This is a genomic window from Streptomyces sp. NPDC048751 (assembly GCF_043198595.1).
In the GTDB taxonomy this organism is placed as follows: domain Bacteria; phylum Actinomycetota; class Actinomycetes; order Streptomycetales; family Streptomycetaceae; genus Streptomyces.
In genome coordinates this window covers 19,313-33,606 of the sequence record NZ_JBICUX010000033.1, presented here as the reverse complement: position 1 = coordinate 33,606, position 14,294 = coordinate 19,313, and the positions used below count along the sequence as shown (strand labels likewise).

General features: G+C 72.3%; 9 protein-coding genes and 1 pseudogene. 6 read left to right on the top strand and 4 right to left on the bottom strand.

The window, feature by feature from the left end; all coding sequences use genetic code 11:
- A pseudogene (locus tag ACGFNV_RS45990) lies at positions 1-909 on the top strand (hypothetical protein); the annotation flags it as partial.
- Positions 910-1,218: 309 nt separating this feature from the next.
- Here ACGFNV_RS45990 and recX read toward each other — a convergent pair.
- Positions 1,219-2,133: a recombination regulator RecX gene (gene recX / locus ACGFNV_RS45985; RefSeq protein ID WP_393631565.1), complete on the bottom strand. Its 915-nt coding sequence runs from the start codon at positions 2,131-2,133 to the stop codon at positions 1,219-1,221.
- Between the two features lie 3 nt (positions 2,134-2,136).
- Positions 2,137-3,270, bottom strand: coding sequence for a recombinase RecA (gene recA / locus ACGFNV_RS45980; protein WP_393631563.1), 1,134 nt, complete (start codon positions 3,268-3,270; stop codon positions 2,137-2,139).
- Between the two features lie 355 nt (positions 3,271-3,625).
- On the opposite strand from recA, the gene ACGFNV_RS45975 reads away from it, so the two are divergent.
- Positions 3,626-4,450 (top strand): hypothetical protein, encoded by an 825-nt coding sequence (locus tag ACGFNV_RS45975; protein WP_393631561.1) that lies wholly within the window; start codon positions 3,626-3,628, stop codon positions 4,448-4,450.
- Between the two features lie 43 nt (positions 4,451-4,493).
- Here the strand turns inward: ACGFNV_RS45975 and ACGFNV_RS45970 are convergent, their stop codons facing one another.
- Positions 4,494-5,741, bottom strand: a complete 1,248-nt coding sequence (locus ACGFNV_RS45970) for an AI-2E family transporter (protein WP_393631559.1) — start codon at positions 5,739-5,741, stop codon at positions 4,494-4,496.
- Positions 5,742-5,801: 60 nt separating this feature from the next.
- Positions 5,802-5,996, bottom strand: coding sequence for a DUF3046 domain-containing protein (locus ACGFNV_RS45965; RefSeq protein ID WP_133932740.1), 195 nt, complete (start codon positions 5,994-5,996; stop codon positions 5,802-5,804).
- Positions 5,997-6,076: 80 nt separating this feature from the next.
- Between ACGFNV_RS45965 and ACGFNV_RS45960 the strand changes: the two genes are divergently transcribed.
- From ACGFNV_RS45960 to ACGFNV_RS45945, 4 genes are all read left to right on the top strand, one after another.
- Positions 6,077-7,021 carry a hypothetical protein gene (locus tag ACGFNV_RS45960; protein ID WP_393631557.1) on the top strand — a complete coding sequence of 315 codons (945 nt, stop codon included), beginning with the start codon at positions 6,077-6,079 and terminating at the stop codon, positions 7,019-7,021.
- 420 nt (positions 7,022-7,441) lie between these two features.
- Complete coding sequence (locus ACGFNV_RS45955) at positions 7,442-12,475, top strand: ATP-dependent helicase (protein WP_393631556.1); 5,034 nt, start codon at positions 7,442-7,444, stop codon at positions 12,473-12,475.
- A gap of 48 nt (positions 12,476-12,523) precedes the next feature.
- Positions 12,524-13,366, top strand: coding sequence for an Fpg/Nei family DNA glycosylase (locus tag ACGFNV_RS45950; protein WP_393631555.1), 843 nt, complete (start codon positions 12,524-12,526; stop codon positions 13,364-13,366).
- A 62-nt stretch (positions 13,367-13,428) separates the two neighbouring features.
- The gene (locus tag ACGFNV_RS45945; protein ID WP_393631553.1) at positions 13,429-14,193 is read left to right on the top strand and encodes an SDR family NAD(P)-dependent oxidoreductase; all 765 of its coding nucleotides are present in this window, start codon (positions 13,429-13,431) and stop codon (positions 14,191-14,193) included.
- Positions 14,194-14,294: the final 101 nt, after the last annotated feature.

Sequence of the window (14,294 nt, the reverse complement as noted above, 5' to 3'; positions counted from 1 at the left end):
CGCAATCACCTCGCGCTCGCACTGATCCGCTCCGGCCGTGAGGCCGAGGCACTGGGGGTCTTCCGGCTCGTCGGTACCGAGGCGCGCACGTTCCCGTGGGCCTACATGGGCGATCCACGGGAGACGTTCCTGCTGATGCGGCAGGGAGTGCGCGCCCATGTCGCCCGCCGGACACCGTACTTCGGCGGCTCCGTGCCCGCGCCGGCCACGGACGGCCCGTCGGGACCCACGGACCCGTCGACCGCCACAGCGCTTCCTGCAGCTGCTCCGGCCGTCGCGCACGCCGTCGCGCACGCCGGTGCGCCGCTGCGTGAGGTCCGCGAGGCCGTTCTGATCACCGGCACCACCATGCGTCTCGCGCCGGCGCCCGGCGGCGGCACGTTCGTCGAGGCGGCACCCTCGGCGGACCCGCCGGGCCGGCGCAAGGGAATGCGTACGACGCTGCTCGGGGAAGGCCAACTGCCCCGCCTGGCTGCCACGTTCAGCCGGGGTGCGAAGTGGCCGGTCCTGGTCGCGGCCAAGGAGGGAGCCGACTACACGCTCCAGCTCTACCGCGACGGCCGTCTGGTGGCTGCCCACGTGTGGTGGGAGGACCCCGCGGAGATGCCGACGCAACAGGAGGCGGCGGAGCGGGCGACCGCGTTGACGGCGGCTTACGGGAAGACGGACCACCGGCCCCTGGCCGCCGCGTTGCGCGGCACCGGTGATCCACGGCACCACCTCGACGAGGCCTTCGCCGCGCTGGGGCTGCCGACCCTCCCCGCCGGCTTCGGGCACCGACCGGAGCCCTTGGCCGAGGCGAGGGGGGCGCAGTTGGTGGAGCGGCGGTCCTTCCTGCGCGCCATCAAGGAGTCGCTGTCGTCGGAGAGCGACGGCACCTCCGGCGGAGAACTGCCGCCCTTGTCCTGAGCCGGTCGACGTCGTCGAAGGTGCAAGGCTCGCGGCCAATCGACACCGCGAGCTCAAGCACGGCCTGGGCCTGGACCGTTTCGAAGGCCGCACCTGGCGCGGCCGGCACCGCCACGTCACCTCGTCACCGACGCCCAGGCCTTCCTCACCGTCCGGCGCCTCGCCCCAAAAGCACACACGCCGGTATGACCCTCTACCAGGTCCTGGACGCACTCCAGGACCTGCTGAGGTGCTGGACCGGCACCTGCACCACCTGCGGCCGACTCCTCACCACCAGCAGAACCAGAGCCAGAACCCAACGAAGCACTACTAGTCGTCGAGGAACTCGGTGTCCTCACCCTCTTCCTCCAGTGCCTGCCGGACCACGCGCAGGGCCATGCCCTCGGGGTAGCCCTTGCGGGCCAGCATGCCCGCGAGGCGACGCAGGCGCTTGTCACGGTCGAGGCCGCGTGTGGCACGCAGCTTGCGGGCGACCAGTTCGCGCGCGGTCGCTTCCTCCTGCTCTGAGTCCAACTGGGAGACAGCCTCGTCGATCAACGCGGAGTCGACACCCTTGGTCCGCAGTTCCCGGGCGAGGGCCCGCCTGGCCAGCCCTCGGCCATGGTGCCGGGACTCCACCCAGGCGTCGGCGAACGCGCTGTCGTTGATCAGCCCGACCTCCTCGAACCGTGACAGCACCTCCTCGGTGACGTCGTCCGGGATCTCCCGCTTGCGCAGGGCGTCCTCAAGTTGTTTGCGGGTGCGCGGGGTCCCGGTGAGCAGGCGCAGGCAGATCGCCCGCGCCCGCTCAGCCGGGTCCCCTGGAGGTGCCCCCTGCTCGGCCCTCGACAAGGAGGGGGAGCCCCCGTCTTCACCGGACGGCTCTCCGAAGCCACGGCGACGGCGTCCTCGCTCACCGCGTGAACCGCCCTCGCCTCGCCGTCCACGGCCCCCTCGGCGCCGACCGTCACCGCTCGCGCCCCCACTGCTCCGGTGGGGGTCGCCGTCGTCGTTGAAGGAACCGTCGTCCCCCGGCCACCCGTCGCCGCCGGGGTAGGACTCGCCGTGCTGCCACCGGTTGTCGCCACGGCGGGAGACGCCGTCCTCCCACCCGTCGTCGCCGTGGTGGGCGCCGTCGTCCGGTGGGCCCTCGCCGTCCCGGGCGAAGCCCCCGTCGCCCTCCGGCCCCGGCTGGCCCGGGGTGCCGGAGTAGGCGTACTCGGCCCAGTCGGTTCGTCGCGTCACGGATCAGCTCTTGGCAGCCGCGGCCTTGGTCTTGGCGGTCTTGGCCGCCGCGGTCACGGGCACCGCCTTCGCGGCCTCGTCCGCCACACCGGCCGTGGAGACCGCCGTGTCCGCACCCGGCTGGGCCGGCGTCTCCTCCGGACGTACGCCGACGCCGAGCTTCTCCTTGATCTTCTTCTCGATCTCGTTGGCCAGGTCGGGGTTGTCCTTCAGGAAGTTGCGCGCGTTCTCCTTGCCCTGGCCGAGCTGGTCGCCCTCGTACGTGTACCAGGCGCCGGCCTTGCGGACGAAGCCGTGCTCCACGCCCATGTCGATCAGACCGCCCTCGCGGCTGATGCCGTGGCCGTAGAGGATGTCGAACTCGGCCTGCTTGAAGGGCGGTGCGACCTTGTTCTTGACGACCTTGCACCGGGTGCGGTTGCCGACCGCCTCGGTGCCGTCCTTCAGGGTCTCGATGCGGCGGATGTCGATACGCACCGAGGCGTAGAACTTCAGCGCGCGGCCACCGGTCGTGGTCTCCGGGGAGCCGAACATCACGCCGATCTTCTCGCGGAGCTGGTTGATGAAGATCGCGGTGGTCTTGGACTGGTTGAGCGCACTGGTGATCTTCCGCAGGGCCTGGCTCATCAGGCGGGCCTGCAGACCGACGTGGCTGTCGCCCATCTCGCCCTCGATCTCCGCGCGCGGGACGAGCGCCGCGACGGAGTCGATGACGATGAGGTCGAGGGCGCCGGAGCGGACCAGCATGTCCACGATCTCCAGGGCCTGCTCGCCGTTGTCCGGCTGGGAGAGGATCAGGTTGTCGATGTCGACGCCGAGCTTCTTCGCGTACTCGGGGTCGAGGGCGTGCTCCGCGTCCACGAAGGCCACCTGGCCGCCGGCCTTCTGCGCGTTGGCCACGGCGTGCAGGGTCAGGGTCGTCTTACCGGAGGACTCCGGGCCGTACACCTCCACCACACGGCCGCGCGGCAGGCCGCCGACGCCGAGGGCGACGTCCAGTGCGGTCGACCCGGTGGGGATGACCTCGATGGGCTCGTTCGGCCGCTCGCCCATGCGCATGACCGCGCCCTTGCCGAATTGCCGTTCAATCTGTGCGAGCGCGGCATCCAGGGCCTTCTCGCGGTCGGTTCCTGCCATGGGTTCCACCCGATTTGCTTGAGTCGATCGCTTCACGTCAAAGACGCTAACGCCTGCCACTGACAATGCGTCCCGACGCCGGTCCGGCCTGTGGACAACTGGGGCGCTCATCCGTCGAAACAGGGGCGAAACGCCCTGCCAGAGCCTCGCCGGAGCCTCCATGAGAATGGATGTTCGATTTTTGTGTCAAGCGCTCCACCGGCACCCCCGAGACTACGCTCGCGGCCCGACAACGGGCCTGAAACCGGGCCAACCGGACCGGCGGAGCGGTACTGGCGTCTACTTCCCCCGGGGTACCGCGCCCGCCTCCAGCCGTAGGACGACAGCGCACGGCTGTTCCCGCCAGGCTCGCTCCATGGACGACGTGAGGACATCCCAGGCGGACCGCGAAACGGTCGGTCCCCGATCCGTAGTCGCCGGGCAGACAGCCGTTGCCACGCCACTGCCTCAGCTCGTGGACCGTTTCTGCCGTGCGACCGGCCTCCTCCTGATCCTCTCCGGCCTCGCCCATCTGCTGGTGTTCGCTGTGGACGGCGGTCCGTGGGACGGGCCCGTCTCCTGGCGCAAGCCGGTGACCTTCGGGCTCTCCTTCGGGGTGACACTCCTCGCTGTCGCCTGGGTCACGTCGTATCTGAGCGTCGGCCGACGACTGCGCGCCGTGCTGCTCACGGTGTTCGCGGCCGACTGTGTGGTGGAGGTCGGCGGCATCACCCTCCAGGCCTGGCGTGGGGTGCCCTCGCACCTCGACATGGAGACGCCCTTCGACACGGCGGTGTCGATGATCCTCGCGGTGGGGGGTGGCGTCCTGGTCGTGGTGCTCACCTGGTTCGCGGTCGCGTCCTTCCGCCACCGGCCCACGGGTCCCGCGGGGATGGCGCTCGCGGTGCGTTCCGGGTTCGCGATCCTGTTGGTGGCTCTGGCGTCGGGCGCGGTGATGATCGCCCGCGGCGTGTTGCTCACCCGCACCGGCCACCAGGAGGCCGCCTACCATTCGACGGCCCCGCTCAAGCCGCTGCACGGCGTGAGTCTGCACGCCGTGCTGGTGCTGCCCGCACTGGCCTGGCTGCTGTCCCGCACGTCCTGGAGCGGGGCGACACGACGGCGGATCGTGACCGGAGTGGTCGTCTGCTACGCGGCCGCGGTCGCCGCAGCCGGCGTATGGGCCGTCTGCACATACTGAAGCGGCGGGCGCGCTCCCGCGCACCGACGACACTGTTCCCGGGTCAGGAGGAGTCCTCCTCCGACCCGCCCGACCGCCGCTTCTCGAAGAGGCGCCGCGCGCGCGTGAGCAGGTTCCTCCCGGTCTCGCGGGTGCGGTGGCCGTGCACGCGGGGGTCGTCCGTGACGGCGTACCGCTTCACGTACACCCCGAGGAACGCCTGGAGCGTGGCGACCGCGGGAATGGCGATCAGCGCGCCGACGGCGCCCAGGAGTGCGGTGCCGGCGATGACCGACCCGAAGGCGACGGCGGGGTGGATGTCGACGGTCTTCGAGGTGAGCTTGGGCTGCAGCATGTAGTTCTCGAACTGCTGGTAGATCACCACGAAGATCAGCACCCACAGCGCGTACCAGGGGTTGACCGTGAAGGCGATCAGCATGGGCAGGGCGCCCGCGAGATAGGTGCCGATGGTGGGGATGAACTGCGAGACCACGCCCACCCACAGGGCGAGCACGGGCGCGTAGGGGATGCCCAGCACCTGCAGGATGATGTAGTGCGCCACAGCGGAGATCAGTGCCATCAGTCCGCGCGAGTACAGATAGCCACCGGTCTTGTCGACGGCGATCTCCCACGCGCGCAGCACTTCGGCCTGCCGGCTGGGCGGCAGCACGGAGCACACCGCGCGCCGCAGCCGAGGTCCGTCGGCGGCGAAGTAGAACGAGAACAGCGCGATCGTGAGCAGTTGGAAGAGGCCGCCCAGGACCTGTGCGGACACGTCGAGGACACCGGTGGCGCTGTTCTGGACGTACTTTCGCAGCCAGTCGGAGTGCACCAGGCTGTCCTGGATGTCGACGCGTCTGAGCTCGGTGTGGAACGTCGAGTTGACCCAGTGGATGACGGAGTCGAGGTACTCGGGGAAGCCCTCGATCATCTTGATGACCTGCCCGGCGAGCATCGAGCTGAGCAGGGTGACGAATCCGGCGGCGCCGATCAGCAGGCCCAGGAACATCAGGAAGGTGGCGAACCCCCGGCGCACACCGTGAGCGGCCATCCTGCTCACCGCAGGCTCGATGGCGAGAGCCAGGAAGAACGCGATGAGGATGTTGATCAGCAGCCCTATCAGCTGGTGGAAGGCCCAGGTGCCCAGCTGGAACGCGGCGAGGAGCGCGAGCGCGAGCACCATGGCGCGCGGCAGCCACCGCGGCATGCCCGCGCCCGGCGCGGCGCCGGGGGCCGGGGGCCGTTCGGGCGGCGTCGTGCCGGAGGAGGATGCGTGCTGGGCGACCTGCCCGGTCTCGTCAGTGGGTGCCACGGACCAAGTCTCGCCCACCCTGCTGACAATCGGCCGACCTGGGGCGATCTTCGTGACAGATCAGCGCTTCTCCTGCGGAACGTTCATCACCGTGCAGACCACACGCCACACGTCCTTGGCCTCCCAGCCCGACGCCAGCGCCTCCTGCACCGTGTGCCCGCCGAGCTCGGACATCACGTGATCGCGTGCGAAGGTTTCGGCGTACCCCGCGCCGAAGTGCTCGTCCATCCGCTGCCAGAAGACCGTCAACCGCATGCCATCAGTATCCCGCCCCTGAGGGTGGGCCCGAGCGGGGACCGCCTGTCGAGACCGCTTTCCGTCCTACGGTCTGACCCATGGCCGAAACCGGAGCTCCCCCGCTCTCTCCCACGCCCCCGGCGCGCTCCCCGCTCTTCCGCGCCGAGCACTTCGTCTGGCTCACCGCGCGTGTGCTGGAACAGCGCCTCTTCGCCCACGGCTTCCTCAACGGCGGCGCCGACCCGGTGGAGACGGCACTGGACGCCTACCGCAACGCCGACGACGGGTACGGCCACGCACTGGAGCCCGATCTGCGCGGCCCGGTCAGCCAGCCGCTGCACACCGCTCACGCCCTGCGCGTCCTGGACGCCGTCGGACGCTGCGGCGGGCAGCGCGTGGAGCGCGTGTGCCGCTATCTGACCTCCGTCTCCACACCCGACGGCGCCCTGCCCGCGATCCACCCAGGCCAGCGCGGCTACCCTGCGGCGCCCTTCATCCCGATCGTGGACGATCCCCCCGGCGAACTCCTCGCCACCGGCCCGGTGGTGGGCCTGTTGCACCGCAACGAGGTGTGGCACGCGTGGCTGTTCCGGGCCACGGACTTCTGCTGGCAGCGCGTCGAGGCGCTGGAACAGTCCCACCCCTACGAGATCGAGGCCGCCGTCGCCTTCCTGGACTCCGCTCCCGACCGCTCCCGCGCGGAGGCCGCCGCAGACCGCCTGGGCCGTCTCGTACGCGAACACCGACTCGCGGCACTGGACCCGGACGACCCGGGGGCGTACCCGGTCGCGCCCGGCTACGCCCCCGGCGAGCACCACTTCCCGCACGACTACGCCAGAACACCGCGTTCCCTCGCGCGCGCGTGGTTCACGGACGACGAGATGGCCCGCTCGCTGGACTTCCTGGCGAGTGAGCAGCAGGAGGACGGCGGCTGGCCGATCCGCTGGCGCCAGTGGGCCCCTGGCCCCGCCCTGGAAGCCCGCCCGATCGTGACGATCGAGGCACTACGCACCCTGAGGGCCCACGGCCGCACCATCGGCTGACCGCCACACCTCAGCCCCACCGTCACCACCACAGCCGCGGCCAACCACTCATGCACCCCACTACGGGAGGCCGCCCACGCACGGGAGCGGGCCGCGGTGGTGCGTCGCAGCCCGCCGCTTAGCTGGTCCCCACGCCGCCCACTGTGGCAGCGGACAGAGGGGCACGACCCGCGGCGGGCTCGACGCACCACCGCGGCCCCGACCCACGACGAACCGCAGGCGTCAGCACCCCGGCACCGCGCACCCCCACTCGACACTCGCCGACCCCAGCCCGCCGGACCGGACCAGCCCAGTCGGCCAGACAAGCACAGCCCGCCCAGCCCGCCCAGCCAGGCCGGCCAGGCCGGCCAGGCCGGCCAGGCCACCGCAGCGAACCCGCAGGTCAGCGCGTTTGTCAGTCCCCGGGTGCAGGATGGACGCATGGTCAGCTCCGCACACCGAGCCCTGGACGGCTTCTCCCCCGCGACCCGCGGCTGGTTCACGGGTGCCTTCTCCGCGCCCACCGCGGCCCAGGCCGGCGCATGGCAGGCCATCCGCGAGGGCTCGGACGTGCTGGTGGTCGCCCCGACCGGCTCCGGCAAGACCCTCGCCGCCTTCCTCGCCGCCCTGGACCAGCTCGCCTCCACCCCACCCCCCGCCGACCCCAGGAAACGCTGCCGCGTCCTGTACGTGTCCCCGCTCAAGGCCCTGGCCGTCGACGTGGAGCGCAACCTCCGCAGCCCCCTGACCGGCATCCGCCAGGAATCCGTGCGCCTGGGCCTGCCCGAACCCGAGGTCAAGGTGGGCATCCGCTCCGGCGACACCCCCGCCGCAGAGCGGCGCGCGCTGTCCACGCGCCCCCCGGACATCCTGATCACGACGCCCGAATCCCTGTTCCTCATGCTGACGTCGGCCACGCGTGACGCGCTGACCGGCATCGAGACGGTGATCCTCGACGAGGTCCACGCCGTGGCAGGCACCAAGCGCGGCGCCCACCTGGCCCTCTCCCTGGAGCGCCTGGACGAATTCCTGCCGAGGCCGGCCCGCCGCATCGGCCTCTCCGCCACCGTGCGCCCGGTGGACGAGGTGGCCCGTTACCTCTCCCCGCGCCGCAAAGTGGAGATCGTCCAGCCGAAGTCGGGCAAGGAGTTCGACCTCTCCGTGGTCGTCCCGGTGGAGGACCTGAGCGAACTCGGCGGCTCCCCGGCCGCCAACGGCTCCGACGGCGCGGGCGGCCCGGACGGCGCCGCAGGCGCTGAGCGCCCGTCGATCTGGCCGCACGTCGAGGAGCGCATCACCGACCTCGTCCAGGCCCACCGCTCGACGATCGTGTTCGCGAACTCCCGCCGTCTCGCGGAGCGCCTCTGCAACCGCCTGAACGAGATCGCCTACGAGCGGGCCACCGGCGAACCCCTCGACGAGCACCACGCCCCGGCCGAGCTCATGGGCGGCTCGGGCGCCGCCCAGGGCGCCCCGACGGTCATCGCGCGGGCCCACCACGGCTCGGTCTCCAAGGAACAACGCGCCCTGGTCGAAGAAGACCTGAAAGCCGGCCGCCTCCCCGCCGTGGTGGCGACCTCCAGCCTGGAGCTCGGCATCGACATGGGCGCGGTCGACCTCGTCGTCCAGGTTGAATCGCCCCCCTCCGTCGCCTCCGGCCTCCAGCGCGTGGGCCGCGCGGGCCACCAGGTCGGCGCCGTGTCGACAGGTGTGGTCTTCCCGAAGTACCGCGGCGACCTCGTCCAGGCAGCCGTGGTCACGGAGCGCATGCGCACCGGCTCGATCGAGTCCCTGAGGGTCCCCGCCAACCCCCTCGACGTACTGGCCCAGCAGCTCGTCGCCATGACAGCACTGGACACCTGGCAGTTCGACGACCTGCTCGCCATGGTCCGTCGCGCCGCCCCCTTCGCCTCGCTCCCGGAATCCGCCTTCACGGCCGTCCTCGACATGCTCGCCGGCCGCTACCCTTCCGACGCGTTCGCGGAGCTGCGCCCGCGCGTGGTGTGGGACCGCGTCGCCGGCACGATCACGGGCCGCCCCGGAGCCCAGCGCCTCGCCGTCACCTCCGGTGGCACGATCCCCGACCGCGGTCTCTTCGGGGTCTTCCTCGCCGGCGCCGACCCCAAGAAGGGCGGCGGCCGGGTCGGCGAGCTCGACGAGGAGATGGTCTACGAGTCCCGCGTGGGGGACGTTTTCACGCTCGGCACGAGTTCCTGGCGCATCGAGGACATCACGCGCGACCGCGTCCTGGTCTCCCCCGCCCCCGGCGTCCCCGGCAGGCTCCCCTTCTGGAAGGGTGACCAGCTGGGCCGCCCGCTGGAACTCGGCCGCGCGGTGGGCGCGTTCCTGCGTGAGGTCGGCTCCCTCACCAAGGAGGACGCCCGCCTGCGCCTGCTGACGGCAGGCCTGGACGCCTGGGCGGCGGACAACGTCCTGTCCTACCTGGACGAGCAGCGAGAGGCCTGCGGCCACGTCCCGGACGACCGCACGATCGTCGTGGAACGGTTCCGTGACGAGCTCGGCGACTGGCGGGTGGTCGTGCACTCCCCCTTCGGCGCCCAGGTCCACGCCCCGTGGGCGCTCGCCCTCGGGGCCAAGCTCTCCGAGCGGTACGGCATGGACGCGCAGGTCATGCACGCCGACGACGGTATCGTCCTGCGCCTGCCCGACGCCGATCTGATGGGCCTGGACCTGCTCGACCAGGAACCCACGAAGATCGGCAGGGAGTACGACGCGGACCAGGCCCCCGTGGGAGCGGCGGACGTCGTCTTCGACAAGGGCGAGGTCGACCAGATCGTCACCGACCAGGTGGGCGGCTCGGCCCTGTTCGCGTCCCGCTTCCGCGAGTGCGCCGCCCGCGCGCTGCTGCTGCCGCGCCGCAACCCCGGCAAGCGCACCCCGCTCTGGCAACAGCGCCAGCGCGCCGCCCAACTGTTGCAGGTGGCGAGCGAGTTCGGGTCGTTCCCGATCGTTCTGGAGGCGGTCCGAGAGTGCCTCCAGGACGTCTTCGACGTGCCCGGACTCGTCGAGCTGATGGGCGACCTGGAGTCCCGCAAGGTGCGCCTCGTCGAGGTCACCACCCCCGAACCGTCCCCCTTCGCGCGCTCCCTCCTCTTCGGTTACGTCGCCCAGTTCCTCTACGAGGGGGACTCGCCGCTGGCCGAGCGCCGTGCCGCCGCGCTCTCCCTGGACTCGCGACTGCTGGCCGAGCTGCTCGGCCAGGCGGAGCTGCGCGAGCTGCTCGACGCCGAGGTGCTGACCGAGCTGGAGCGGGAACTCCAGTGGCTCACCGAGGACCGCCGTGCCAAGGACGCCGAAGGCGTCGCCGACCTGCTGCGCCTCCTCGGCCCGCTCACCGAGGCGGAGCTGGCCGAGCGGGGCGCCGATCCGCAGTGGGCGCGGGAGCTGGCCGGCGCCCGCCGCGCGATCCGCGTCCGTGTCGCCGGCGCCGACCAGTGGGCGGCGATCGAGGACGCGGGACGGCTGCGCGACGCGCTGGGCACGGCACTGCCGGTCGGCGTCCCGGAGGCGTTCACCGAGCCGGTGAAGGACCCCCTCGGCGACCTCCTCGCGCGCTACGCCCGCACGCACGGCCCGTTCACGTCGGCCACGGCGGCGGCCCGCTTCGGCCTGGGCATCGCGGTCACCGACGGCGCGCTCCAGCGGCTCGCGGCGAGCGGCCGGGTCGTACAGGGAGAGTTCCATCCCGCCGGAATCGGCCAGGAGTGGTGCGACGCGGCCGTGCTACGACGATTGCGCCGCCGCTCCCTCGCCGCTCTCCGGCACGAACTGGAGCCGGTGCCTCCGGCCGCGCTCGCCCAGTTCCTCCCGCAGTGGCAGCACATCGGCAAGGGCCACTCCTTGCGGGGCGTGGACGGCCTTGTGCGTGCCATCGAGCAGTTGCAGGGCGCGTCCGTGCCCGCGTCCGCTCTGGAGAAGCTCGTCCTGCCGTCCCGCGTCAGGGACTACGCCCCGGCGATGCTGGACGAACTCACCGCCGCCGGAGAGGTGGTGTGGGCCGGAGCCGGCGCGCTCCCCGGCAAGGACGGCTGGGTCTCGCTGTACGTGGCCGACGCGGCCCCGCTGCTCCTGCCGCCCCCGCATCCGCTGGAGCTCACGGCCCTCCACCAGTCCGTCCTGGACACCCTCAGCGGGGGCTACGGCCTGTTCTTCCGTCAGATCGCCGACCAGGTCCGCGCCACCACCCACCCCGACGCCACGGATCCTCAACTGGCCGACACGCTCTGGGATCTGGCCTGGTCCGGTCGGCTCACCAACGACACGCTCGCACCCATGCGCTCCCTCCTGGGCTCGGGCCGCACCGCGGGCTCCACGGCCCACCGCGCCAAGCGCACGGTCCCGCGCGGGCGCTACGGCTCGCTGACCGCCGCCGCCCGCCCCACGTCCCGAAGCGGCCCACCCACCGTCGCCGGCCGCTGGTCGCTGCTCCCGGGGCGCGAACCGGACACCACCGTGCGCGCCCACGCGCTGGCCCGCACCCTCCTCGACCGGCATGGTGTGGTGACCCGGGGAGCGGTCTCCGCCGAGGGCGTCGAGGGCGGGTTCTCGGCGACGTACCGCATCCTGTCCGCCTTCGAGGAGACCGGTCAGGCCCGGCGCGGCTATGTGGTGGAGGGCCTCGGCGCCGCGCAGTTCGCGATGGACGGCGCCGTGGACCGCCTCCGCGCGGTCGCCAACGCCCGCGACCGGGGCGACGCACCACCCCCCACCTTCGAAAACGGCACCCCTGACGGCTTCGGCCCGCCCGACGGCTTCGGCTCAACCGACGGCCACGCCCGCCCCGACACCTTCGGCACACCCTCGCCCGACCGAGCCGGGCCCTCCACCGCCTGGACCGGGTCCGACACCGCCTCCGGCAACCCGACGTACGACTTTCCCGACCTTGACGGCGCCTTCGCCGATCTCGACGGCGACTTCCTTGACGCCCCCACCGCGCCGGGGGCCCGCCCTTCCCCCCGGAACCGCCCCGCTCCGGGCGACTACGTCTCGCCCCGCGACTACCCCCCACCAGCCGCCCCGCGCACCCCCGCCTTCCCCCCGCACCGCACCCGCCCCACCCCCGCGTCCCGAGCTGTCGTCCTCGCGGCCGCCGACCCTGCGAACGCGTACGGCGCGGCCCTTGGCTGGCCGGAGCCGCCGACGGGCGCGGGGCACAAGCCAGGCCGCAAGGCGGGCTCTCTGGTGGTGCTCGTCGACGGCGAACTGGCCCTCTACATGGAGCGCGGCGGCAAGACGCTCCTGGCCTGGCCCGCCGAACCCGACACCTCGGCCACGGAGGACCCCCGCCTGCGGGCGGCCGCGGAGGCCCTCGCGGAGGCTGCACGCGCGGGCTCCCTCGGCACGGTCACGGTGGAGCGCGTCAACGGCGCCTCGGCCCTGACGTCCCCCATCGGCACCCTCCTGGAAGGAGCCGGCTTCATCGCGACCCCGCGCGGCCTGCGCCTGAGGGCGTGACGTGTGCGACTGAGGGCCTCCGCGCGCCCCGCATGCCACCCTTGACCCATGCCCGAAGGAGACACGGTCTGGCAGACCGCCAAGCGTCTGCACGGCGCGCTGGCCGGCAAGCTGCTGACCCGCTCCGACCTCCGGGTGCCCAAGTACGCCACCGCCGATCTCACCGGCCGGACCGTCCTGGACGTCACACCGCGCGGCAAGCACCTCCTCACCCGTATCGAGGGCGGCCTCACGCTCCACTCGCACCTGCGGATGGACGGCTCCTGGAAGGTGTACGCCGCCGACCAGCGCTGGAGCGGCGGCCCCGCCCACCAGATCCGGGCGATCCTCGGAAACGCCGACCGCACGGCCGTCGGCTACCGCCTCCCCGTCCTGGAACTGCTGCACACCGCCGACGAAGACCGCGCCGTCGGCCACCTCGGCCCGGACCTGCTGGGCCCTGACTGGAATCCTGACCAGGCCCTCGCCAACCTCCTCGCAGATCCCGCCCGCCCTCTGGGTGAGGCGCTGCTCGACCAGCGCAACCTCGCCGGCATCGGCAATGTCTACAAGAGCGAGCTGTGCTTCCTGCTGGGCGCCACCCCATGGCTGCCCGTCGGCGCCCTCCCCGCCGACCGCGCCGCGAAGCTGCCGGCCCTCGCCAAGAAGCTCCTGGAGGTCAACCGCGACCGTCCGATCCGCGCCACGACGGGCCGCCGGGGCCAGGACCTGTTCGTGTACGGACGGGCGCGGCGCCCCTGCCTCCGTTGCCGTACGCCGATCCGGGTGGCCGACCAGGGCGACGGCTCCCGCGAGCGCCCCACCTACTGGTGCCCGACCTGCCAGACGGGCCCGGTCCCGGCCCCCGACAGCCCCGCGGCCCAAAGATTCCGCCCCCGCACGACCAACTGATGGACCACTCATTGCCGGGACAGTAATTGACGGGTCGTCAGAAACGCTCGTACCGTCGTCTCATGCCCGTCAAGGCGTACGACCTCACCGGACGCACCGCATTCGTCACCGGCGCCGCGAGCGGCATAGGGCGCGCCAGTGCGGTCCTGCTCGCGGAGGCGGGCGCGACCGTGCACTGCGCGGACCGTGACGCACAGGGCCTGCACGAGACGGCGACCCTGATCAAGGATCGCGGCGGCACCGCCCGCACCCACCACCTCGACGTCACCGACCGGGACCAGGTCAGACAGGCCGTGGAGAGCTGCGAGCGCCTGGACGTGCTGGCCGCGGTCGCCGGGATCATGCACAGCAGCCCGGTCCTGGAGACCCGTGACGAGGACCTCGACCGGGTGCTGAACGTCAACTTCAAAGGCGTGCTGTACGCCTGCCAGGAGGTGGCGCGCCTGATGCTCGCCCGGAACGTGCCGGGGAGCATCGTGACCATGGCCTCGGGCGCCGTGGACACCGGCGGCCCCGGCCTGCTCTGCTACGGCGTGGCCAAGGCGGCCGTCGTCCAGTTGACGAAGACGCTGGCGACGGAGTTGGGCCGGCACGGCATCCGGGTCAACGCGGTCGCGCCGGGCTGGATCCGCACTCCCATGACCGACCGCCACGACTCCGACGCCCAGGCGCACACCGAGGCGCTCATGTCCGGCATGTCACCGCTGGGCCGCGTCGGAGAACCGGACGACGTCGCCCACGCCGTCCTGCACCTGGCCTCGGACGCGTCAGCCTTCACGACGGGCCAGATCCTCCGCCCCAACGGCGGCGTGGCGATGCCTTGGTAGTCACGCCCGCACCCTCCCCGTCCGCGCCACCGCGCTCCCCCTCGGCGCCCCCACCATCCCCGCCCGCGCCACCGCGCTCCCCTTCGGCGCCCCCACGATCC